The 23625-nt window shown below is 60.4% G+C and carries 20 protein-coding genes and 2 pseudogenes; 2 read left to right on the top strand and 20 right to left on the bottom strand.

Features of this window, described 5'->3' with window-relative positions:
* Window positions 1-157 precede the first annotated feature (157 nt).
* The 3 genes from metK to panC are packed head-to-tail and all read right to left on the bottom strand — an operon-like array spanning window position 158 to window position 2598.
* Window positions 158-1330: a methionine adenosyltransferase gene (metK, locus tag MPN23_RS15335; protein ID WP_243545073.1), complete on the bottom strand. Its 1173-nt coding sequence runs from the start codon at window positions 1328-1330 to the stop codon at window positions 158-160.
* A 37-nt stretch (window positions 1331-1367) separates the two neighbouring features.
* Window positions 1368-1742, bottom strand: coding sequence for an aspartate 1-decarboxylase (panD, locus tag MPN23_RS15330; RefSeq protein WP_243545072.1), 375 nt, complete (start codon window positions 1740-1742; stop codon window positions 1368-1370).
* A 7-nt stretch (window positions 1743-1749) separates the two neighbouring features.
* Window positions 1750-2598, bottom strand: coding sequence for a pantoate--beta-alanine ligase (gene panC / locus MPN23_RS15325; protein ID WP_243545071.1), 849 nt, complete (start codon window positions 2596-2598; stop codon window positions 1750-1752).
* Window positions 2599-2791: 193 nt separating this feature from the next.
* Between panC and MPN23_RS15320 the strand changes: the two genes are divergently transcribed.
* Window positions 2792-5215 (top strand): diguanylate cyclase domain-containing protein, encoded by a 2424-nt coding sequence (locus tag MPN23_RS15320; RefSeq protein WP_243545070.1) that lies wholly within the window; start codon window positions 2792-2794, stop codon window positions 5213-5215.
* 78 nt (window positions 5216-5293) lie between these two features.
* Here the strand turns inward: MPN23_RS15320 and MPN23_RS15315 are convergent.
* The 12 genes and pseudogenes from MPN23_RS15315 to MPN23_RS15260 all read right to left on the bottom strand — a co-directional run bounded on the left by MPN23_RS15315 (window position 5294) and on the right by MPN23_RS15260 (window position 17883).
* Window positions 5294-6500, bottom strand: a pseudogene (locus tag MPN23_RS15315) (FprA family A-type flavoprotein).
* 91 nt (window positions 6501-6591) lie between these two features.
* Complete coding sequence (gene rd, locus MPN23_RS15310) at window positions 6592-6753, bottom strand: rubredoxin (RefSeq protein ID WP_243547406.1); 162 nt, start codon at window positions 6751-6753, stop codon at window positions 6592-6594.
* A gap of 72 nt (window positions 6754-6825) precedes the next feature.
* Window positions 6826-7041 (bottom strand): annotated as a pseudogene (locus MPN23_RS17230) (rubredoxin); the annotation flags it as partial.
* 68 nt (window positions 7042-7109) lie between these two features.
* Complete coding sequence (locus MPN23_RS15300) at window positions 7110-7496, bottom strand: desulfoferrodoxin (protein WP_243545069.1); 387 nt, start codon at window positions 7494-7496, stop codon at window positions 7110-7112.
* 26 nt (window positions 7497-7522) lie between these two features.
* Window positions 7523-8098 (bottom strand): rubrerythrin, encoded by a 576-nt coding sequence (gene rbr, locus MPN23_RS15295; RefSeq protein WP_243545068.1) that lies wholly within the window; start codon window positions 8096-8098, stop codon window positions 7523-7525.
* Window positions 8099-8215: 117 nt separating this feature from the next.
* Window positions 8216-8614, bottom strand: a complete 399-nt coding sequence (locus tag MPN23_RS15290; RefSeq protein ID WP_243545067.1) for a Fur family transcriptional regulator — start codon at window positions 8612-8614, stop codon at window positions 8216-8218.
* A gap of 370 nt (window positions 8615-8984) precedes the next feature.
* Window positions 8985-11000 carry a methyl-accepting chemotaxis protein gene (locus tag MPN23_RS15285; protein ID WP_243545066.1) on the bottom strand — a complete coding sequence of 672 codons (2016 nt, stop codon included), beginning with the start codon at window positions 10998-11000 and terminating at the stop codon, window positions 8985-8987.
* Window positions 11001-11012: 12 nt separating this feature from the next.
* Entirely contained in the window at window positions 11013-11426 is a 414-nt protein-coding gene (locus MPN23_RS15280; protein WP_243547405.1) for a cytochrome c family protein, read from the bottom strand.
* A gap of 342 nt (window positions 11427-11768) precedes the next feature.
* On the bottom strand, window positions 11769-14768 hold the full coding sequence (locus MPN23_RS15275; RefSeq protein WP_243545065.1) for an AIR synthase-related protein: 3000 nt from the start codon (window positions 14766-14768) through the stop codon (window positions 11769-11771).
* A gap of 72 nt (window positions 14769-14840) precedes the next feature.
* Window positions 14841-15809 carry a polyprenyl synthetase family protein gene (locus tag MPN23_RS15270; protein ID WP_243545064.1) on the bottom strand — a complete coding sequence of 323 codons (969 nt, stop codon included), beginning with the start codon at window positions 15807-15809 and terminating at the stop codon, window positions 14841-14843.
* Window positions 15810-15855: 46 nt separating this feature from the next.
* A complete protein-coding gene (gene mqnB / locus MPN23_RS15265; protein WP_243545063.1) occupies window positions 15856-16551 on the bottom strand; it encodes a futalosine hydrolase in 696 nt (231 codons plus the stop codon).
* A gap of 12 nt (window positions 16552-16563) precedes the next feature.
* Entirely contained in the window at window positions 16564-17883 is a 1320-nt protein-coding gene (locus MPN23_RS15260) for a nucleotide sugar dehydrogenase (RefSeq protein ID WP_243545061.1), read from the bottom strand.
* Between the two features lie 69 nt (window positions 17884-17952).
* Here MPN23_RS15260 and MPN23_RS15255 point away from each other — a divergent pair, with 69 nt between their 5' ends.
* Window positions 17953-18162 carry a DUF2065 domain-containing protein gene (locus tag MPN23_RS15255; RefSeq protein ID WP_243545060.1) on the top strand — a complete coding sequence of 70 codons (210 nt, stop codon included), beginning with the start codon at window positions 17953-17955 and terminating at the stop codon, window positions 18160-18162.
* Here the strand turns inward: MPN23_RS15255 and MPN23_RS15250 are convergent.
* The 5 genes from MPN23_RS15250 to MPN23_RS15230 all read right to left on the bottom strand — a co-directional run bounded on the left by MPN23_RS15250 (window position 18128) and on the right by MPN23_RS15230 (window position 23599).
* Entirely contained in the window at window positions 18128-18964 is an 837-nt protein-coding gene (locus MPN23_RS15250; protein WP_243545059.1) for a ubiquinone/menaquinone biosynthesis methyltransferase, read from the bottom strand. The genes MPN23_RS15255 and MPN23_RS15250 overlap by 35 nt on opposite strands.
* Complete coding sequence (locus MPN23_RS15245; protein WP_243545057.1) at window positions 18965-19156, bottom strand: hypothetical protein; 192 nt, start codon at window positions 19154-19156, stop codon at window positions 18965-18967. It abuts the gene before it with no gap.
* Window positions 19157-20666: 1510 nt separating this feature from the next.
* A complete protein-coding gene (gene ptsP, locus MPN23_RS15240; protein WP_243545056.1) occupies window positions 20667-22448 on the bottom strand; it encodes a phosphoenolpyruvate--protein phosphotransferase in 1782 nt (593 codons plus the stop codon).
* A gap of 9 nt (window positions 22449-22457) precedes the next feature.
* Window positions 22458-22763, bottom strand: a complete 306-nt coding sequence (locus tag MPN23_RS15235; protein ID WP_243545054.1) for an HPr family phosphocarrier protein — start codon at window positions 22761-22763, stop codon at window positions 22458-22460.
* 50 nt (window positions 22764-22813) lie between these two features.
* On the bottom strand, window positions 22814-23599 hold the full coding sequence (locus tag MPN23_RS15230) for a PTS system mannose/fructose/sorbose family transporter subunit IID (RefSeq protein WP_243545053.1): 786 nt from the start codon (window positions 23597-23599) through the stop codon (window positions 22814-22816).
* Between the last annotated feature and the right edge of the window lie 26 nt (window positions 23600-23625).

Here is a 23625-nt window from a genome sequence, read left to right as displayed (position 1 = left end):
TCCCGCCATTGCGGACCGCAACCGGATATTCTGTTTATAATATCCATATATCGATAGATGGAGGTGCGCCACAAGAATCGTATTTTGACAGCAAAAAAAACGAAAAAGGGCGGAAGCCGAAGCTCCCGCCCTGAAGACCGTGTATGAATCGAAACGGTTAGATCTTGCAGGCAGTGCGAAGATCGTCCACCGCGTCGGTCTGCTCCCACTGGAACTCGGGGAGTTCGCGACCGAAGTGGCCGTAGTTGGTGGTCTTGCGGAAGATGGGGCGGCGCAGCTTGAGGCGCTCCACGATGAAGTAGGGGCGCAGGTCGAAGACCTCGTTCACGGCCTTGGTCAGCATCTCGTCGGACACTTCGCCGGAACCGCGGGAGGAAACGACCACGCTCACGGGTTCAGGCACGCCGATGGCGTAGGCAATCTGCACTTCGCATTCCTGCGCCAGCCCGGCGGCCACGATGTTCTTGGCCACGTAGCGCGCCATGTATGCACCGGAGCGGTCCACCTTGGACGGATCCTTGCCGGAGAATGCGCCGCCGCCATGGGCACCTGCGCCACCGTAGGTATCGTTGATGATCTTGCGCCCGGTCAGACCGCAGTCGCCCACGGGACCGCCGATGACGAACCGGCCGGTGGGATTGATGTAGGTCTTGATGTTCTCGTCAATGAGGTCCTCGGGAAGCGTCTTCATGATCACTTCCTGCATGATGGCGTCCTTGAGGTCGGCATAGGCCACATTGGCGTCATGCTGGGAGGACACGACCACGTTGTCGATGCGCAGGGGCTTGCCGTCCTCGAATTCCACGCAGACCTGGGTCTTTCCGTCCGGGCGCAGAAAATCGAGAATGCCTTCCTTGCGCACGTAGGTCAGGCGGCGGGACAGCTTGTGGGCGTAGTAGATCGGGGTCGGCATCAGAGCCGGAGTCTCGTCGCAGGCATAGCCGAACATCATGCCCTGGTCGCCTGCGCCCTGCTCTTCGGGCTTGGTGCGGTCAACGCCCTGAGCAATGTCCGGAGACTGCTTGTCCACAGAGGAAATGACCGCGCAGGTCTGCCAATCAAAGCCCATGCTGTCGGCGCTGTTGTAGCCGATGCTCTTGATGGTGTCGCGGACGATGTCCGGGAAATGGGCATAGGCAGTGGTGGAGATTTCACCGGCAATGAAGGCCATGCCGGTGGTGACCAGCGTTTCGCAGGCCACGCGGCAGTTCTCGTCCTGCTCCATGATGGCGTCGAGGATGGCGTCGGAAATCTGGTCCGCGACCTTGTCGGGATGGCCTTCGGTCACGGATTCCGAGGTGAACAGGTACTTTCCTTTGGGAGTCAGCATTCTTGGTCCTCCTTAAACGATTAAACTCGACGCCAGCCTACAAGGGAAGGCAGGGGTCGTACTCGATGGTCCTGTCGATACAATTGTCCTGCCCGGCCATGACCACCTTGGGGCGATACTCCGCGGCTTCGTCCTCGGAGAGCCAGACATACGTAGCAATGATGACTCGCTGGCCAACCTCGCCCTTGTGCGCAGCAGCCCCGTTCAGGCAGATTTCGCCCGGGCCGCCCACAATGGCATAGGTCGTCAGCCTTTCTCCATTATCCAAATTATAGATGTCGATCCGCTCGTTGGGCGTGATCCCCGCAGCCTTCATCAGCACCGGGTCAATGGACAGACTGCCCTGATATTCCAGCTTGGCGCAGGTGATGGTTGCACCGTGAATCTTGCCGCCCAAAAAACTCTTTTGCATTCTACTGTCAAACCTTGATGAAAATGTTGTCCAAAAGCCGCGCCTTTCCAATACGCACGGCGACCGCAGCCAGTACCGGCCCGTCGATTCTGTCCACAAAGGCGATGGTTTCGGGATCAACAAGGTCCACGTAATCGATCTCGCCCATGGGAATCGTCCGGGCGTATTCCTCCCGGACAAAGGCCTTGACGGCCTCAACGTCGCGCTCTCCGGCCTCGATTCTCCCGGCCGCCTTGAGCAGCCCCTTGCGCAGATTCGGAGCAAGCGCACGCTCATCGGCAGTGAGGTAGGCGTTCCGCGAGCTTTTGGCAAGGCCGTCGGCCTCGCGCACAATGGGCTGGCCAACGATCTCCACGGGAATGTTCAGGTCGCGGACCATGCGGCGAATGATGGCAAGCTGCTGCCAGTCCTTTTCCCCGAACACGGCCACATCGGGCTGGGCCAGCATGAACAGCTTGGTCACCACGGTACAGACCCCGCGAAAATGCACGGGCCGGGAAGCGCCGCACAGATTGCGTTCCAGTTCCGGGGAAACCACCCAGGTGGCGTGACCGGGACCGTACATTGCGCCCGGCTCCGGTGCGAACATCACGTCCGCGCCGTGCGCCTCGGCAGTGGCCCTGTCACCTTCGAAGTCGTGGGGATACTTGTCCAGATCCTCGTCGGGACCGAATTGCGTGGGGTTGACGAATACGGAAACAACGAGCTTGTCGCACAGGGAACGAGCCCGGTCCATCAACGCCATGTGTCCTTCGTGCAGATACCCCATGGTGGGGACCAGTCCCACTCGCCTGCCTTCACGTTTCCAGGCCAGACAAAGAGCCTGAAGTTCTTCCGGAGTTTTTACTACTTGCATATTACCTTTGATTTCCTGAATAACGTCATACGAAGATTTCTAGCTATGATAATCGGCCTGTAATGTCCATATCTTTATGTATTGATATAGTCCGTTTGACAAGCCCTTCGGGACAGAAAATCATGCCCCCGGGTGAATTCCCAGGCAAAGTTTTGTTTGAGAAATGAGCGTGCGCGTTGTAAGGTCCCGGATTATGTGGACGAAAAAAGATATTTTCGAAGACGGCACGCTGTCGCTCACCCCGCAGGAGCTCATCGATTTCGAGCATACGCTCAAGGACATGATCGCGGAATTCCTGGATTTCGACTCCTACAGTCTGTTTTTCCCGCGTCAGGGTAACTCGAACCGCAACACGCATGAACCGGAATTTCGCGAGGAAACCGGAGAGCTGCTCCTGCCGCTGGTGTTTCAGGGCACCCTGCTGGGCTATTTCGTGGCCAGAGGCGTCCGGCTCGAGGCTCCGTCCACGGCCCCGGCGTACATCATGCGTCTGGCCTCTGCCGCATTGGACAAGCTGGCCCTGTACCGGAAAAGCGTAAGCGACCCCCTGACCGGACTGCACACCCGGGACTACTTCTTCCACGAACTGGAAAAAGCCATCGGTCAGGTTCAGGGCTGCCTTGTCAACGGCAGTTGCCGGGCCGGGATCGAGGCACGCGAAGTGGACCTGACCTTTTCCGGCACGCTGGGCGTGATCGTGCTCGACCTGGACTGCTCCCAATGGATCAACGAACGCTACGGCTACCTCACTGGCGACGACATCGTGTCCGAAGTGGGCCGACTGCTGCGCACGGTCTGCCCCAAATTCGTGACCGCATCCCGGTTCGCCAACGACAAGTTTTCCATTCTGGTGCCGGATGCCAAGCCCAAGGCGTGCTTCCAGCTTGCCGAAGTGATCCGTCAGGGTGTGTCCAAGCTCCAGTTCGAGGACGAGGTCACGGGCGACCTGATCTCCATCACGGGCAGCCTCGGTTTCGTGAACTATCCGCAGGGACTCGAAGGGGCGCAGTTCCGCCGCAGCCCGGCCGAACAGGCGCGCATTCTGGTACGCAAGGCCAAAAAGGCCGTGGCCACGGCCAAAAGCCACGGTCGCAACCGCGTATTCGGGTTCGGGGACATCCTGAACGTAGGTGGCAAGGTGCTGGAAATGCTGCCCATGAACCGCATGGCCGTGAGCATCGGCGCATCCGCCGGAGCGCGCGTGGGCCAGCGGTTTCTGGTTCGCGCACCCAAGTCCGGACGCACTGCCGCAGCCGTGATTACCGAGGATGAACGCATCACGGGCCGCTACCCCGCCATATACAAGGGCGAAGTGGTGCTGGTGGAGGTGCAGGATGAAATGGCCTTTGCCGAGGTACTGCATCTTGCCGATCCGAGCATGACCATCGGCCCGGGCGACCGGCTCAAGCTCGTGAGCGCATCGGACGCACTCTACGAACCGCCCGCCCATGAAGGCGGCACGCCAACGCGCGATCATGCCACCGGCCTGTTCTCGTACAAGGATTTTCTCAGTCAGCTTGCCTCGGCCCGGCAGACCCCGGAGACCTTCGGACTGCTTCTGGTTCGCGTTCTGGATCAGCCGCGCGAGGGAGCGGAAGGCTATCAGGAAGCCATGGACCGCATGGCCTCGGAAGCCGCATCCATTGCCCGCGGAGCACTCGGGGAGACCGCCATCGGCGGCCGATACGGCCTCGGCGGGGTGATCTTCCTCCTGCCCGACACCGCCCCGAAAACCCTGCTGGCCCGGGCGCACGAAATACAGGAACAGGCCAAGGCGCGCCATTCCCTGCGCGTGGCGGCCGGAGCTGCCTGCTACCCGTTCCTGACCTTTGACCGGGCCGACATTCTGGAAAACTGCCGCAAGGCGCTGGAACACGCCCTGCTCCTGCCCGACCCCAAGGTTGCGGTATTCGATTCCATTTCCCTGAACCTGTCCGCGGACCGCCGGTTCATGGACGGCGACATCTATGGCGCAGTGGATGAATTCAAGCTGGCCCTGCTTGCGGACGACGGCAATCTGCTGGCCCGCAATTCGCTGGGCATCTGCTATGCCCAGCTCGGGCGCTTCGAGGAAGCACGCCGGGAATTCGAAAAGGCATCCCTGCTCGATCCGTCCGACGTGCTGGCCCTGTACAATCTGGGCTGGGCCAACCACAGGCTGGGTCGGTTCGACAAGGCCGTGGCCGCCTACATCCGCTGCCTGAAAGTGGACTCCGGCCACATCTACAGCCTGATGCGTCTCGGCTCCCTTGCCGAACGGGACGGCGATCTGGACATGGCCGAAACCTATTACACCGAAGCAGCGGGCCTGCCCGGCGGACAGGATCTGGTGCTTCGTCCCCTTGCCCGCGTGGCCCTGTCGCGCGGAGACAAGGACCGGACCCGGGAATATCTGCATCTGGCCCTGAACGCGGACCACAACGACCACCAATCCATGCACATGCTGGCCCGGCTCTATCTCCACACCGGCGAGGACCCGCAGATCGCGGAGATTCTGGCTCGGCAGGCCGCAGCCCTTGCCCCGGAAAAGAACGCGTACTGGGACACCCTGATCCAGACTCTGGAAGCACAGGACAAGCACGAAGAGGCTGCCAAGGTCTCGGCCCGGGCGCGGTAGCGCTCCTCCCCCTTTCCGAACGAAAAAGGCCCGGACTCCATGGAGTCCGGGCCTTTGATGTCGGTGAAACGATTCGCCCTAGGCGAGCTTGGCCTTGATGGCCTGAGCCAGCTTTTCGCCCAGTTCGTAGCAGGACTGGAGCGCGGCGTGATCCGGAATGAACTTGTTCTTGACCGGCGGCTCCACGATTTCCATGTTCATGGCCTCAAGCCATTCGGTCAGGGTCTTGACGCACTCGCCGGACCAGCCGAACGAGCCGATGGCCGCGCCGATCTTGTTCTGGGGACGCAGTCCCTTCATGTAGGTGACCATGTCGGCCATGCCGGGCAGGATGCCGTTGTTGTGGGTCGGGGGCCCCCAGCACCACGGCGGCCGCGTCGAACACCTCGGTCATGACCTCGCTGTGATGATTGTTCTTCATGCACATCAGCCGCACGGACACGCCGTTGTCGGCAAGGCCCGTGGCAACGGCCTCGGCCATCTTCTCGGTGGACTGCCACATGGTGTCGTACACGATGACCGCACGGTTTTTCGGCTTCTGCTCGGCAAACTCCACGTACTTGTCCATGACCCATTTCACGTCGTCGCCACGAAACATCAGGCCGTGGTCGGGCAGAACGCAATCCAGCTGAAGATTCATGTCCTCCAGCGCCTTGAGGGTCTTGAGCACGACCGGGGAATACGGCAGCACGATGTTGGCGTAGTATTCCTTCATGCGCTCTTCGAGCATGTGGTTGTCCACTTCGTCGGCCCAGCGTTCGCTGGTGGCCCAGTTCTGGCCGAACGCGTCATTGGTGAAGGCCACGCCATCCTCGGGAATGTAGGTCAGCATGGAATCCGGCCAATGCAGCATCCGGGTCTCGATGAACTGGAGCCTGCGCGAACCGATGGAAATCTCGGAACCGGTGGGAACGACTTCCACGGGCCAATCCTCGTAATGGAAATGGGCCTTCATGGCCTTTTCGCCCATGGGAGAGGTGTAGATTTTCTCGGGACGATATTTTTCCACGGCTTCGCGGAGACAACCGGCATGGTCGGGTTCAAGGTGATTGATCACGAAATAGTCGATTCTGGCGTCCTTGCCCAACACCTGAGCGATGTTGCACTGAAGACGGCTCCAGAACTTATGGTCAACCGTATCCACCAGCGTGGTCTTTTCGTCCCTGATCAGAAAATTGTTGTAGGTGGTGCCGTAGGGGGACTTGGAATAGCCGTGGAAGTTGCGCTTGTTCCAGTCCACCACGCCGATCCAGTAGATTCCGTTCTTGATTTCAACAGGCTTCATTTCGCGTTTACTCCGAATTGCATGGCGCTCGGCCAGTACATGAAAAGAAGCGCGGCCCGGGGGCTCGCGCTTCCACCCTATCAAAAAAACTCTAATCCTCGGGGCTGAAACTGTCCTTGGGTGCGCCGCAGATGGGGCAGACCCACTCGTCCGGCAAATCCTCGAAGGCAGTGCCGGCAGGGATGTCGCTGTCAGGATCGCCGACTTCGGGATCATACACATAGCCGCAGATATCGCAGACATATTTCTTCATGACATCATTCTCCTGTTTGTCCGAAACCTTTGCATCCGTCCTGCCCGGTGTCAACTCCGCAGGGTCGTCCACCGTGGGCAGTTCGCAATCGGCCCTGGTGGACCCTTCGCCCACCAGCGGCCGAAAACACTTTTTCGTCCCGCCGCAAATGGGACAGCGCCAGTCGTCAGGCAAATCCTCGAACAGGGTGCCCTTGGGAATCTTCCCCTTTCTGTCGCCCTTGTCCGGATTGTAGATGTAGCCGCAGTTCACGGTCTGGCATTGCCACATGTCTTCGGGTCTGGCCATGTCTTCCTCCTGCGCGGATGAAAAAGGGGCGGACCTTGCGGTCCGCCCCGGGATAGCGTGATGCGGACCTACTTTGCGGCCCAGAGGCCGTGCAGGTTGCAGTAGGCGCGGACCGAAACGTCGCCGCTCAGGTCGCACAGGCAGAACTCGGCCTGGGGTGCATCGCCGGGTTTGAGCATCTTCGTGAGCACCACATCGCCCACCATGACCTCGATCCATTCGATATAATGCTTTTCCTCCATGGGATGCGCCACGCTGCCGACCTTGACGGTCAGCTTGTCGCCGTTGCGCTCCATGACCGGAACATGCTTTTCCCTGGCCGCATCCACGGTGTTCTCGACCATGAGTTTCATGCTTTCGCCGCAACAGACCAGTTCTCCGGCGCCTTCATGCACCATGATCACGATGTTGCCGCAAACTTCACACTTGTAGACTTCACCAAGCTTGGTCGCCATATGAAAACTCCTTGAACAGTTTGACGTTACTTCCAGTTTTCGTCACGCTTCTCGAAGTACTTCTGAGGATGGTCGCAGGCCGGACATTTGACCGGGGCAGTAGTGCCCTTGTGGTTGTAGCCGCAGTTGCTGCAACGCCAGACGATTTCCTCTTCCTTGGCAAAGACCTTGTCGGTCTCGATGCTGTCCATGAGCGCCTTGTACCGCTCCTCATGGTATTTTTCGGCCACGGCAATGTTCTCGAACACGGCCGCGATGTCGTTCAGGCCCTCTTCCCGGGCGATCTTGGCGAACTCCGGGTACATTTCGGCCCATTCGTGATTCTCGCCGGCAGCGGCTTCCTTGAGATTTTCCAAGGTGGAACCGATCACGCCAGCCGGGTAGGCTGCAGTGATCTCCACCTCGCCGCCCTCCAGAAACTTGAACAGTCTCTTGGCGTGTTCCTTTTCATGGTCGGCGGTTTCCGCGAAGATATTGGCGATCTGGACGTATCCTTCCTTCTTGGCCTTGCTGGAAAAATACGAATAGCGGTTGCGGGCCTGGGACTCGCCGGCGAATGCCGTCAGCAGGTTCCTTTCAGTACGGGTTCCCTTCAAAGACATGAATGTCCTCCTTGAAAATCGGACGAGTGTAGAGATTGGCAGGTAGTCATCCTGCTCCGCAGTACCACACAACGGGGTAAAAGGCACGAGGGCCTCATGTTATTTTTCTGGACTGTCTTACTGTCGGCAGGCCCGGCACTCCGGGCAGATACCGACGAACTCCACCGAGCAGCTCAGGATGTCGAATCCGGCTGCATGCTCTTCAGGCAGGCTGGGAATTTCAATGTCGCACTCCACATCGATCACCCGGGTGCACACCGCGCACCGCAGGTGGGGATGGGGAACGGGGTTGCCATCGAAACGCTTCTGCGCTCCGGGTGCTCCGAGCTTGAGCACAAGCCCCTTGCTGCAAAGAAATTCCAGATTGCGATATACGGTTCCCAAGCTGATGCGAGGGATGATCTTGCGGACCATGTCATACACCTCATCCGCAGTGGGATGGGTCTTGACCTTTCTGAGTTCCTCAAGGATCACCTTGCGCTGCTTGGAAAGACGAAATCCCAGTTCGGCAGCCATAAACAACCTCCGTTGTGAACTTGAAAATAATTACTATTAGCCAAGCTGCCCAATGTCAAGCAATAGTTGAAACAGCAATCACCGTCCCACTACATGAATACGCTGATTCGCGCAAACAAAACAGCCGGGCATCATGCCCACCCATGCATATTAAGCTGATAAAACAAATTGTTACCGCCACCAGCTTAGTAGAACGATTGACCTAACTTTGTCGCTGGACACCACATACACGATTTGTGGGCTTTTTGACAGGAACAATTTCAACCATTTGTTATTGCTAACGAAACAAATCAACTCCACAGAGACAGCAAAAGGACGGGTCCCGGCTCGGCCGGGACCCGTCCTTTTCAATGCATGTTTCCGATTCCGCTCAGTTGCGGAATTTGGCGACCAGTTCGGCAAGCTGCCGGGCCATGCGGGAAACTTCCTCGATACCCTCGCTGGATTCGCGGATGCCGGCTAGCACTTCCTGGGACAGCTCGTTGATATGCGTAACGCTGTTGTTGATCTCATCCGAAGTGGACGATTGCTGTTCCGCGGCCGTGGCGATTCCACGAACCATGTCGGCTATGGAATTGGAGTGGGTCACGATCTGATCGAGCACCTCTCCGGCCTGCTGGGCCATGCCAGACGTGTTGACCACCCGCTCCCTGGCCGTATCCATTTCCCGGACAACGTCCGTGGTGGACTGCTGAATCAGGCTGATGGCCCCTTCCACTTCCTTGGTGGCCTGCATGGTCTTTTCCGCGAGCTTGCGCACCTCGTCCGCAACCACGGCGAATCCGCGTCCGGCATCTCCGGCCCGTGCCGCCTCGATGGCCGCGTTCAGGGCGAGCAGGTTGGTCTGATCCGCAATGTCGTTGATCACGCCCATGACCTGACCGATATTCTCGGCCCGGCTGGAAAGTTCGCCGAGCGCACCAGCCAGATTCTCGGTGGTGGTGGCCACGGAATTGATCTCGACCACGGTCTTGCGCACCACGTCCCCGCCATCCACGGCCACCTTGTTGGCCTGTCCCGATGCATCGGCTGTTTCCGACGCGTTTTTGGCGACCTCAAGCACGGTGGCGTTCATTTCCTCCATGGCCGTGGCCACCTGTCCGGTCTGATCCGCAGAGGTATCCACGCCGCGAGCCAGTTCGCGCATGCGCTCGGAAAGCAGATCCGACGCGGAATTCAGGCTGTTGGCAACCTGCGTGACCTCGGTGGCCACCTCCAGCAGGTTTCGACGCTGGGCCTCGATGTTGCGACGATCCTCCTCCTCGCGGGTCAGATCGATGAGCACGCAGATGGCGCCTACGGTCCTGCCGTCCGCATCCTTGAGCGGAGAAGCCTCGAAATGCAGGGGAAAGGCGGTTCCGTCGGCCCGGACATACCGGAAATTCCCGGTCAGGGTCGTGCCGCTTTCGATGACATGGGCCGCATCGCAGGTTTCCTCGCCCGGCTCGCACTCGAACACATCGGGCACGGCGCGACCGAGAATCCCGTCCTCGTCCTGACCGAGGATATCCAGAAGCGGCTGGTTCACGAACCTGAGCCGTTCCTCGGCATCGGTCACGAACAGGGGAACAATGATCCCGGACAGGACGCTTTTGTTGTACTGGAGCTGATCCTTGATCTGATCCACCATTTCGCCGAGATACCGGCTCAAACGTCCGATCTCGTCCTGTCCCTTGACTGCGAACTCGGCATCAAGATTGCCCTTGCTCACTTCCTCGGTGGATGCGGCAATGGCACTGATCCGATTGACCACGGAACGACGCATGAAGATGATCAGCGCGGTCAGCAGGGAAATCACCCCGAGCACGGAAATCCCGGCGGACCTGACCTGATTGTCCTTGAGGCTGTTGAACTGCGGGCTTACGTCCACGGTAATGACCATGGCCCCGAGAATCTTTCTGGACTTGCCATGGCAATGGTAGCAGCGGGGACTGTTCGGAACGGCCTTGACCTCGGCAAAATTCAGTTTTTCGGAGATGTCCATGAGCTCTCCGCCTTCGGTCCCGCTTTTCAGGCTCTCCCGGATCATGCCCGGCAACCCGTTTTCGGAGCGCACCTTCATGATGTCGCCACGAACAGCCTCGGGGTCCGTGGAATAGGTTATCTCCCCCTTGTAATCCACGAGATAGGCGCGCAGGTCGGCATATCGCGCAGCAACTTCCTCGAACTTTCGTTCCGTGCCCTCGTTGTCGCCCACGCTCATGGGCTCCTCGATGGCCATGTACAGCATGTCGCTCACGCGACTGGCCGCATGCTCCACTTCATGAAGCGTATTGGTATAGTTGGAATAGGAGTTGTAAAGGAACAGGCCCGTGAACGCGAGAATGGTAAGCAGGGACGACAGCAGGATGACCTTGACGCCCAGCGATCGATTCAGAAACTGCATGAGGCCTCCCTTCTAGTGCGCGCCGCCGAACAGCAGCGGCTTGAAGTCGAACGCCTCGACGCGCTCGGGATTGTGGCAGGTCTCGCAATCAGAGACCTCGATGTCAGCCTTGATGAATTCCGGATCGCCCCCGGCCTCCACATGCTCGTACCCGGGTCCGTGGCAGACCTCGCACCCCGCGTCCGCCATCTTCGGGGTTTCGTCGAAGCTGACGAACCCGCCGGGCTTGCCGAAGCCGGTCACATGGCAGGCGTAACACTCGGCCAGTTCCTCACTGGTCAGGTCACCGGCCATGATCTTCACGGAATCCCCGGAATGAGCCTTTTTGGAATACTGTTTGAAATTCTGATACTCGCTGTCATGACATTCGGCACAAGCTTCCGAGCCGACGTATCGCCCCGAATCGCTTCGCCCCGTGCCCGCCATGCCAACGGCAAGAAAAAAAGCCGACAGGAAAAACGCCAGGCCGCATCTGGCCCAGCCGGATTCAACATGCATGCACCAACCCCCGTGTCTCAGCAGTCACTTGCACTCGCGGCGCAATGCCGCGTCCTCCTATGACAAGCTATTCATTCATATAACGTTTTTCCTTTCAGGTAAAGAACTTCACTATTAAACGAAGACTGGCCCCAATACGGCCCTTGCCGTCATATTCACCAAAAGGACAAAAAGGCCCGACACTTGGGAACAAGTGCCGGGCCATCATGCCTCTTCGGAAATCATGTCCGAACGGACAAGATTCGACAAAATGACAGGAAAACGGGTCGCCTACCAGTCCAATGTGACCTTGAACGCTCTGGCCAAATCCTCGACCGACGCGTCAACGACAGCATTTCCGCCGGACCGCAGAACCAGATTCGCCGATTTCCCGACCTCGCCGATGCAGGCGGCGAACTGACCGGAGAACGCAGCTTCGAACGCCTCCCGCCTTTCAGCAGGCACGGACACCAGCAGGCGGCTGGCGGATTCCGAGTACAGCAGTTCGGTCAGATTCATGTCGCCGCATGTCGGGACCGCATCCAGATTCACATCCGCGCCCAGACGGCCGCCGATGCACATCTCGGCCACGGCCACGGCAAGTCCGCCGTCGGACAGGTCGTGACAGCCGTTGACCAGACCATCCTGAATCGCGTTGAACAGGGTCTCGTACCGCTGCTTCGCGGACAGCAGATCAACCTGCGGCACGCGCGAGCTGGAGAATCCGAGCTGATCCGCAACCTCGCTGCCGCCCAGTTCGGACCGGGTCAGGCCAAGCACGTAGATCAGGTCACCGGCCTTCTTGAAGTCCGAGGTCTGGCACTTGTTCACGTCCGGCAGCACGCCGATGACCGAGAACAGCACGGTCGGGGGAATGGAAATCTTGCGGCCCCCGCCCTTGTAGTCGTTCTTCATGGAGTCCTTGCCCGACACGCAGGGAACGCCGAACCCGAGACAGAAATGGGACAGGGCCTGATTGGCGCGCACGAGCTGGGCCAGCTTGTACTGCCCGTCCGGAGTGGATTCGGACTGGACCGGGTCGCACCAGCAGAAGTTGTCGCAACCGGCCATGTAGCGGACATCGCCACCCACGGCCACGGCATTGCGCACGGCCTCGTCAATGGCGTTGGCCATCATCCAGTAGGTGTCCAGATCGGAAAACTTGGGGCAGATGCCGTGGGACACGACCAGGCCCTTGTCGCTTTCGTAGTCGGGACGAAGCACGCCCGCGTCGGACGGACCATCCGCCTTGACGCCCACCATGGGCTTGACCGCGCTGCGGCCCTGCACCTCGTGGTCGTACTGACGCACCACGTATTCCTTGGAGCAGATGTTCAGACGGCCAAGCATGTCCTTGAGCAGGCCTTCCTGATCCTCGGGAACCGGAATCTCGTCATCCGCGATTTCAGGACGCTCCCACACGGCTTCCAGCTCCATCTGGGGCACGCCGTTGTGCAGGAATTCCATGTCCAGACACGTCACCAGCCTGTCGCCGTAGCGCACCAGATACTTGCCGGAATCCGTGAACTCGCCCAGCACCGTGGATTCCACGTCCATTTCCCGGGACAGGGCCATGAACTCGTCGAGCTTTTCGCGGGGAACCGCCATGGTCATGCGTTCCTGCGCCTCGGAAATGAGAATCTCCCACGGCTTGAGTCCGTCATACTTGAGCGGAGCCTTTTGCAGGTCCATGTCGAACCCGCCGGAATCCTCGGCCATCTCGCCCACGGACGAAGACAGGCCGCCTGCTCCGTTGTCCGTGATGGCGTGGTACAGACCGCGATCACGGGCGCGCATCAGAAAATCGTACATCTTGCGCTGGGTGATGGGGTCGCCGATCTGCACGGCGGTCGCCGGGCTGCCCTCGTGCAGTTCCTCGGAGGAAAAGGTCGCGCCATGAATGCCATCCTTGCCGATGCGGCCGCCGGACATGACGATCATGTCTCCGGGCAGGGCGCATTTCTCGTGGGACGGATGACCGGCCACGTTGGCAGGCATGGTGCCGATGGTACCGCAGTAGACCAGCGGCTTGCCCAGATAGCGCTCGTCGAACACGATGGAGCCGTTGACCGTGGGAATGCCGGACTTGTTGCCGCCGTGCTCCACGCCCTCGCGCACGCCTTCGAACACGCGGCGGGGATGCAGCAGTCTGGGCGGCAGTTCGCCCTCGTGAAACGGAGAGGCAAAGCAGAACACGTCCGTGTTGCAGAGCAGATTCGCGCCCATGCCCGTGCCCATGGGATCGCGGTTCACGCCCACGATGCCGGTCAGGGCTCCGCCGTACGGATCCAGAGCGGACGGGCTGTTATGGGTCTCCATCTTCACGCACACGTTCAGGGTCTCGGAAAACCTGATCACGCCCGCGTTGTCCTTGAACACGGAAAGGCAGTAGTCCCCGAACGGCCCGGACTCGGCATTGCGCTGCCGCAGCACCCTGGTGCTGTTCTGGATGAAGGTCTTGTACAGGCTGGAAACCTGTTCGGACGTGCCGGTCTCGCGGTTCTGGTAATTGATCCTTGCGCTGAATATCTTGTGCTTGCAGTGCTCGGACCAGGTCTGGGCCAGCACCTCGATCTCCGCATCCGTGGGATCGGCGGGCAGCCCCATCTCCCTGCGTTCGGTAGCGACTTCGGGGTCGGCGTAATAGGCACGGATGTCATGCAACTCGCGCAGGGACAGGGCCAAGGTATTGGCCCGGGAAAAATCCATGATTTCCTGATCCGACATGGTGGAGAGCGGAATCACGGCCACTTCGTCACTGGCCTGTCCGGTCACGCGGGCAGCGCGCGCCTCGAACCCGGGATTCTCCGCCCATGTGGCAGCGGACTTGTACTCGTAGCGCTGGATCAGCTCGTTGGCGAGCAGGTCCCGGGCAACGCCCTGAATCCCGGCCTCGTCCATGGCCGGAGCATTGATCAGATATTGACGGCAGGTGTAGACCTTGACCGCATCCAGTTCCTCGCGGGACAGCTCAAGGGCGATGCCCAGCGTCTCCCGCGCGGTGCGGCCCTCGTTGTCCGTGACACCGGGCCGAAAGCCCACCTCGAGAATCCAGTCGAAATCCCGGGCCAGCGGCTCCAGCGAGACTTCATGCAGAACCGGATCGTGCAGGGCGGCCCGCTCAAGCGCGGCATCCACCTGTGCCTGTTCCAGTCCTTCCAGCGTGTAGACGTTGACCACGCGAACGTCGTCCACGTCCACATGCAACTCGCTTCTGATCTTGCGGGCGACCTTTTCACCCACCACGTCACGTACATGAGGCTTCAGCCCCACCAGTACCCGGCACAACATGGTTGTCTCTCTCCTTGCCTTTTGAGCGTATGAAAGCGAAAGGCCGGTCCGAAACCCCGAACCGGCCCGTGATTACTTGGTCCGCGTCAGCACATAGTCCGCGGCCTGACGCAGCACGGTCAATTCCGGTCCGGGCGAAAAGCTGTCCAGACAGGCCTTGGCCTTTTCCACGTAGGTAGCGGCTTCGGCCCGGGTGCGATCGGCATATCCGCCGTCGCGCACCTGAGCCACGATGTTCTCGCACTGCTCCGGAGTCAGGGACTGATCCCGCAGTCCGGCGAGCAGTTCCTCGGTCCCGGCGCCGTCCGAATCCTCCATGAGCAGGATCAGGGGCAGGGTCACCTTGCCCTCCCGCAGGTCGCCGCCCTCGGGCTTGCCCGTTTCCGACGTGGGAGAGGCATAATCAAGCGCGTCGTCCACCAGCTGGAACGCTATACCGAGATTCAGACCGTACTCCCCGGCCTTGTCCTCGTCCTCGGCAGAGGCACCGGCAAGAGACGCGCCACAGCGGCATGCAGTCTCGATGAGCCGGGCGGTCTTGCCAATGATGATCTCCAGATACGCCTGACGATCCAGAGCCGGAGCGCGGGAAAATTCGATTTCGCGAATTTCGCCCTCGGCGGTCTGCATGATGCCCCGGGCCAGCAGCCAGCTCAGGCGCACGTTGTTGTAGCGCGCGGCCATTTCATTGGCCAGAGCCAGCAGGGCGTCGCCCGCCAGAATGGTTTCGGTGCGTCCGAACACGGTGTGCGCGGCGGCTCTGCCCCGACGCAATTCCGCGTCGTCCAGATAGTCGTCGTGCAGCAGGGTGGCGGAATGCAGAAGCTCAAGGGCACAGGCAATGGCGTGATAGTCATCCTTGCCATAGCCCATGACGCGGGCCGTGAGCAGGGTCAGCATCGGGCGGATGCGTTTGCCCCCGGATTGCAGGATGTGCTTGGCAACATCCCGCACAAGCCCGTTCAACTTGTCTGCCTCGGCATCAAGAAAACCATTGATACCGGGCATTTCCTTTGAAAAATATGCGAGCAGCTCGTTCATGGCGTCACTATGTCAGGTTGCGGGACCCGAGGCAAGCAGCCCGGGGTCACGTGATTAGGGCATGGGCGCAGGGGCCCAGCGCAGCCAAGGCCCGTTTCAGGGCCCAGTCCTCCTCCCGGCGGGACCCCACGACATTCGAGACGGTCCGCACTTCCAGAAACGGCACCCCGCGCACTGCGCAGGCATATGCCAAACCAAAGCCTTCCATGTTCTCCAGAGCCGCACCGTATTTCCGACCAAGCCCTGCGGCCCGTTCCGAAGTTCCGCTCACGCAGCTCACGGTCAGGCTCGCGCCCCGGCCCCATGCTTCGGACAGACGCAACCCCATGCGCCGTGCGTCGCCTTCCGGGTCCAGAGCCACGCGATCCCACACCGGACCGGAATCCAGCCGGGCCTGCGCAAAACCGATGCCCTTGGGATCAATGGTCCCGTCCGGCATCAGCAGCCCGTATTCCGGCCAGATTTCGCACTCCGCGGCATGGGCCGAACCAAGGGGATGCGTTTCCGGGTCGAATGCCCCGGCAACCCCGAGATTGACCACACCGTCCACGTCCTCCCGGGCGAGCAGCATTCCGGCGGCAAGCGCGGCATTGACCACGCCCACGCCGGTCACGACCAGAAGAACCGACCTGCCCCGAAGTTCCAGCGGTACGGGACTGCCCTGCTCCACGGTCGCACGCTCGCCGAATCCGGCCAGTACGGCCTTCATCTCCCTAGGCGTGGCAGTGGCAAGAACGAGCACCCCGGCCTCCGATTACAGCCGCCAGTAGGCGATGCCGGCGTGATCCAGTGCGGCGCGGTCGAAAAATCCCTTCACGTCGATGATCAGGGCCAGTTCCTGATCCGCAAACCAGGTTTTGATCTCGGCCAGCTCGATGTCCCGATACTCGTCATGGGACACGGCGAGAATCAGGGCGTCCAGATTGCGGAACGCATCCAGACCGCACAGCTCGATGCCGAGTTCGCGCTGCGCTTCCTCGGAGTCGGCCATGGCATCGTGCACCAGCGTGGCAACCCCGTAGTCCTGCAGCTCGTGCACCACGTCCACCACGCGGGTATTGCGCAGGTCGGGCACGTTCTCCTTAAAGGTCACGCCCAGCACGCCCACGCGAGCGCCCTTGATGCGTGCGCCCGAGCTGATCAGCCGCTTGACCGTGGACTCGGCAATGAACTTGCCCATGCCGTCGTTGATGCGACGACCGCCCAGAATCACCTGCGGATGAAAGCCCTCGGCCTCGGCCTTGAAGGTCAGGTAGTACGGGTCCACGCCAATGCAGTGTCCGCCCACCAGACCGGGCCTGAATTTGAGAAAATTCCATTTGGTTCCGGCGGCTTCAAGCACGTCGAGCGTATCGATGCCCATGCGGTCGAAGATCATGGACAACTCGTTCATGAGCGCGATGTTCAGGTCGCGCTGGGTATTCTCGATGACCTTGGCCGCCTCTGCGGTGCGGATGTTGTGCGCGCGGAAGGTGCCGGCCTTGACCACGGAGCCGTAGACCTTCTGGAGCAGGTCGCCGGAAGCCTCGTCCTGTCCGGCCACCACCTTGACGATGGTTTCCAGCCGATGTTCCCGGTCGCCCGGGTTGATGCGCTCCGGGGAATAGCCGACCCAGAAGTCCCTGCCGCATTTCAGGCCGGACTCCTCTTCCAGCAGCGGCACGCACACCTCTTCGGTCACCCCGGGATAGACCGTGGATTCGTACACCACCACGGAACCGGGCTGGAGATGCCTGCCCACGGACCGGGACGCGCCCACAACGGGCCGCAGGTCCGGGGAACGGTATTCGTCGATGGGCGTGGGCACGGCCACCAGAATGACGCGGGCCTCGGCCAGATCAGCCGGATTCGAGGTATACGTCACATCCACATCGCCCACGGTGGAATAGTCCACCTCGCCGGTGCGGTCGATGTTCCGCCTGAGTTCCGCGATGCGGCGTTCGGACACATCCACGCCCAGAACGCGGAAATGACGGCCCAGAGCCACGGCCAGAGGCAGACCTACATAGCCGAGACCAACCACGGCCACGGCGTTCTTCTTGCTTTGAAGCTGTTCAAAAGTAACCATGCTCATTCGATCATATCTCCGAGTTGCGCGCGTTCCGGTGTGGACATTCGTCTCGCGCCCGGATACGTAGTCTTCATGAATATCGACTGGACCCTGCTCCTCGCCGCCGTAGGGCTGGCGCTCGTGTTCGAGGGAATCCCGTATTTTCTTTTTGCGGAAAAAATGCCGCGCATGCTGCTGACCATGGCCAGCCAGCCCCCGAAATTTCTCCGGTTCATCGGGCTCGCAGCCATCATCCTCGGCCTGCTCGTCATTTCCCTCGGCCAGTCCCTTTCTTCCATGTAGCGGACCGCTTTCCGGTCTTTCCCGCCGAGGCGTCCGACTTTCCGCCGTCAGCCTGCGCCGCAGGCTTCTCCGCCACGTGCAGGTACACGATGCCCGACATCATGGGCACGTGGTAAACCCTTTCAAACCCAGCGTCCACCATCTCCCTTGCCAGCGCCCGTTCGTCCGGAAACTCCCGGATGGTGTCGGCAAGATAGCGGTAGGCCATGGGATCGCCGGAAATCCTGTCGCCCACAAAGGGCAGCAGCTTGTCCAGATAGAAATTGTACAGTCCCTTCCAGACCTTGCGGCTTCCGGTACCGAATTCCAGCACGCAGAGTCGCGCCCCGGGCTTGAGCACGCGGTGGAATTCGCGAAACGCGTCCATGCGCGGAAGGATGTTGCGGATGCCGAAGGCTATGGTGGCGGCGGACATGGATTCGTCCGGCAGCGGCAGGCTCCTGCCGTCCGCCTGAACCGGAAAGATATGGGCCTCGCGGCCGTCACGGACCTTCTTGCGACGCCCCTGCTCCAGCATGGGCAGGGCAAAGTCCAGAGCCGCGATGCGCACATCCGGATACTGGCGCAGCAGTTCCACGGATACGTCCAGCGTGCCTGCGGCAAGGTCGAGCACCCAGCCGCCCGGCTCGGGTCGCGCCGCGCGCGCCAGCCGGTGCCGCCAGTAGATGTCCTGACCAAGGGAAAGGAAATGATTGAGAAAGTCGTACCATCCGGCGATGCGGCCGAACATGTCGGCCACCCGACGGCCATGCTCGACATGATTGGTCGCGCCCGTGGCCGAACGGCATTCCTGCCCGGCCATTTAATCCTGCTCCGGTTCGATATCCGAGGATTCCACGGCAGAAGACGGGCTTCCGGCAATGGTGTTCATGACATCCTTGTAGATGGCATCGAAATTCTGGCCGAAATTCGTGGGGGAGATACGCCCCACCTCAATGAATTTGATGACCACTTCCTTGGCCACCTGTAACGCCTGCTTCTGATACTTGTCCATGAAAAGCCTCCCGGAATAGCAATGAAAAACCGCCCGGCGGGAAATGGCCCAGACCAACGCAGTCAGGGTCCCGGGCGGAAACAGGGACGAAACCGATGAGCTCCGCCCCATATTTTTGCGCTTGCAGTAGCACGAAGGCATATGGTTCGTCGAGAGGGAATACGGTGCAAGCGGCGCGGTTACGCGCCTTGAAAAGCTGGGGCCGTACCAGCTTGGCGGGCTGTGCCGGGCGAAGCAATTCGCCGTCAACTGCGCGCCAACTTGAAAAGGGAAACGGTGGAGAGTTGGTTGGGCCGAGGGAGCTTGGTAGAGCTGGGGCGACTCGTCACGCCCGGAACAGTGTTCCTTACTTAGACCGAATTTCGGCTCGCGAGGGCTTGGAACCAGTCGAAGCGACCGAAGCCGGGGCGATGCGGTTTCCGCAGGAGACGTCGCAATCGCCCGGCGAAAGGGCGCTACTGGTTCCTGCCCGAGGGAGTCGGGAGCACAGTGCAAAGGGGCTTTTTTTTCGTTTATTTTTTTGCCCCAACAAAAAAATGAACTCGCCCGGGAAGGGCGAAATCCTCACCTTGCAGGATGGCACGGCGAAGACGGCGCGGCGACGCGCCCTGAAGAGATGGGGCTGTACCAGCTCGGTACCCCGGGCCGGGCGAAGCAATTCGCCGTACACGCCTTACGAGCTTTCAAGGGGATGTTTCGCCTCCCCCGGCGACCTACTTTTGTTTCAAGGCGAACAAAAGTAGGCAAAAAACGCCTTTTATCGACCGCCCCAGCCGTGCGCGTTTCCTACTTGATCAAGGCTGGTCTACTGTGCGTCCGCCACTGGGACGGAAGCCTTGATCAAAGGGAAACGGTGGAAAGCTGGTTGGGCCGAGGGAGCTTGGTAGAGCTGGGGCGACTCGTCACGCCCGGAACAGTGTTCCTTACTTAGACCGAATTTCGGCTCGCGAGGGCTTGGAACCAGTCGAGGCGACCGAAGCCGGGGCGATGCGGTTTTCGCAGAAAACGTCGCAATCGCCCGGCGAAAGGTCGCTACTGGTTCCTGCCCGAGGGAGGCGGGAGCACAGTGCAAAGGGGCTTTTTTTTCGTTTATTTTTTTGCCCCAACAAAAAAATGAACTCGCCCGGGAAGGGCGAAACCTTCCCCTTGCAGGATGGCACGGCGAAGACGGCGCGGCGACGCGCCTTGAAGAAACGGTTCATCCCCACGCCTATGGGGAACACATGGGTGACGCGTTTCAGCCTGCGACTATCGCCGGTTCATCCCCACGCCTGTGGGGAACACAGGGCATGGTCATGATTCCCATCGTCGTCTCCCGGTTCATCCCCACGCCTGTGGGGAACACTCTTGCTGAAACAAACCGACTTCTCTGAAGAAAAAAGCCGCCTCAAAAATAGCCAGCCCCAAACCGTTTTTTCGGCGCGAAACATGCTTCAACTTTCGATATGCAAAACAAGGTATCGCAAGCCGTGACGCATGGCAACGGCAAGACGCGTTGATCGTGCGGAAGCTAGACCAGTTCGTCGTTTTCCAACAGGGAAGTGAAGAAGCCGACCTCTTCGGGGAAGGCCTTGAAGATGTTGTCCTGCACCAGATTGTTGATGCGATGGACCGTGCGGCAGGCCAGCACTTCGCGCAGGAGCTCGCGGCAGTCGTGCATGCTGGTCTGGCGGATGATGCGCTTGATGCCCGGGATGGCCTGTGGCGTGAGGGACAGGGAATCGATGCCCATGCCCAGCAGCAGGGGCACGCAATGGGGGTCGGACGCGACCTCGCCGCACAGGCTGACCTCGATGCCGGCCTCGTGCGCCGCGTCCACCACCAGCTTGATGATGCGCAGGGTCGCGGGATGCAGGGGCTGATACAGGTAGGACACGTTGTGATTGGTGCGGTCCACACCGATGGAATACTGGATCAGGTCGTTGGTGCCGATGGAAAAGAAGTCCACCTCGTGGGCCAGATACTCGGAAATCATGGCGGCGGCAGGCAGCTCGATCATGATGCCCACGGGCATGTCCGGATCGTAATCCACGCCCTCGCGCCGAAGCTCGGCCTTGGCCTGCGCCAGCCATGCCTTGGCCTGCCGGATTTCCTTGACCCCGGAGATCATGGGAAACATCAGGGAGGCGTTGCCGTACGCGCTGGCCCGGAGAATGGCGCGAAGCTGGGTCTTGAAGAGCTGGGGATGCTTGAGACAGAAGCGGATGGCGCGAAGCCCCATGGCCGGATTCTGCTCGTTGAGTTCGCCGAACGAGGAAATGAACTTGTCCGCACCCAGATCAAGGGTACGGAACACGACCTTGCGCGGAGCCATGACCGAGGCAAGGTCCGAATACATCTCGGCCAGCTCGTCCTCGGACGGCAGTTCCCTGCGGTTCAGATACGCGTACTCGGTGCGGTACAGGCCGATGCCCTCGCCGCCGTTGTCGATGACCGCAGCCACCTCTTCCACCAGCTCGATGTTGGCGTGAACCTGAATCCGGAACCCGTCGTAGGTTTCGGCCGGGAGCTGGCACTGACGCTTGATCTTGCGGGTGTAGTCCTCGAACTGGGCCGCCCTCTCGCTGTACAGGGCAAGCTCTTCCTCGGTGGGATTGACCACCACTTTTCCGGCCAGTCCATCGATGACCACGAGATCGCCGTCCCGAACCGACTCCTCCAGCCGCTCCACACCGACCAGAGCCGGAATGCCCAGAGTGCGGGCCATGATGCCCGTGTGCGAGGTCTTGCCGCCACGCACCGTGGCAAAGGCCATGATCTTGTCGACCTCAAGCTCGACCGTGTCCGCCGGGGTCAGGTCCAGCGCCATGATGATGGCACGGCCGCTGAAGGACGACACGTCGAACTCCTTGCCCATGAGCTTGAGCTGGACCTTGTCCGAGACCACATGCACGTCCTGCATGCGCTCGCGAATGTAGGGATCGTCGATGGCGCCGAATGCGGCGTCCTGATCCGCGACAGCCTTTTCCAGCGCCCATTCCGCGTTCAGGCCAAGTTTTTCAATATAGTCGATGGCCACGCCGGACAGCTTGGGGTCGTCCAGAATGACCAGATGGGTATCGATGAGCATGGCGTAGTCGCGCAGTTCCGCAGGTACGCGCTCCCGCGTGTCCGCCAGCTCGGTCTTGACCGAGGCGAACGCGTTGCGAAGCCGTTCCACTTCGGCCGGAACCTGGGCCGCACCCACGGTGCGGCGGGACAGCATCGCCTTGTGGCTGCGGTTGACGAAAAAGGCCTTGCCAATGGCAAACCCCGTGGCAACCGATATGCCGCTGAGAACCTTTTCCGCCACGACTACCTTCTATTCGCTGAATCTGTTTTCGAAAAGGAGAGCCAGTTCCGTCAGTGCCTGTTCCGCGTCGCTGCCGCTGGCGCGGATTTCCAGAGCGCTGCCCTGACATGCCGCCAAGGTCAGAATGTCCAGAATGGATTTGGCATCCACTTCCTGTTCGTCACTGACCAACATGATGGAGGACTCGTATCCCTGGGCCGCCTGGGCCAGTTTCCCGGCGGGCCGCGCATGCAGGCCATGCTCGTTCACGACCATGACCTGCCTGCTAAGGAACTCCTCGGAACCGCTTTCCTGGATCTGATTTTGTTCAGACATAAGGTTTCCCGTTGTTTTCAAAAACTATATATGTCCGATCGACCTGAAAATCACAAGTCGAAAAACATCCTGCCCCACGCCTCGATGCGCGGGAAGGCATCTATGACCGCCACAAACGCGGCAGCCGCAAAAATGCGCGAAATCTGCCCCATGCGGACGTATCGACCGATGAGGATCAGCACCACGACACCGGCCAGCCATTCCCACCACGCGAACGGTCTGGGCCAGACAAGCAGCCAGAGCCAGAGCAGCAGGGCCGCATTGCCGTACTTGATACGGCGGCCCCAGTTGATGAGGTCCCACTGCCTGAGCCGCTCCAGAAACCGGAAACCGTCCCGGAATCCGGCGCGAAACGTGTACGCCCTAAACAATTGGAGCGCCAGCCAAAACATCAGCCCGACCAGAAACGGCAGCACCGTGAATCCGGCCAGCAGCAGACAGATGGTGGCAAGTGCCCAAAAAATCAGCAGACTGCCCGCAAACACGGAATCTCCGAGCGCGGACAGGGTATAGGCCGTGGTATCCTTGACCTTCTGCAGCATGGCCGGAGGAAACCGCTTCTGGGCAATGCCCATTTCCACATTCAGGAAAATGCCCACCAGACAGGGCATCCAGAACGGATGACTCTGAAAATGGCGCACGTACCGCCGCCGGGCCCGCCGCAGTTCCCGGGGATCCGCATGAATGGCGGACAATCCCGGCTGCATGGCAAACGCCAGCCCGATGTTCTGCATGCCGCGCGTGTTGAAGCCTGCGCCCGCCAGATAGCAGCGCACAAAGCTTCGAACAAAGGCCATGGACCGGGAATCCGGCATGGACGGCATGGAACGTTTCACGGGTGCGATGGTATGATCTCCTGATG

Source organism: Pseudodesulfovibrio tunisiensis (assembly GCF_022809775.1).
GTDB classification, from domain to species: domain Bacteria; phylum Desulfobacterota; class Desulfovibrionia; order Desulfovibrionales; family Desulfovibrionaceae; genus Pseudodesulfovibrio; species Pseudodesulfovibrio tunisiensis.
Note: the sequence above shows the minus strand (reverse complement) of the source record. Positions and strands in the feature narration are given on the sequence as shown.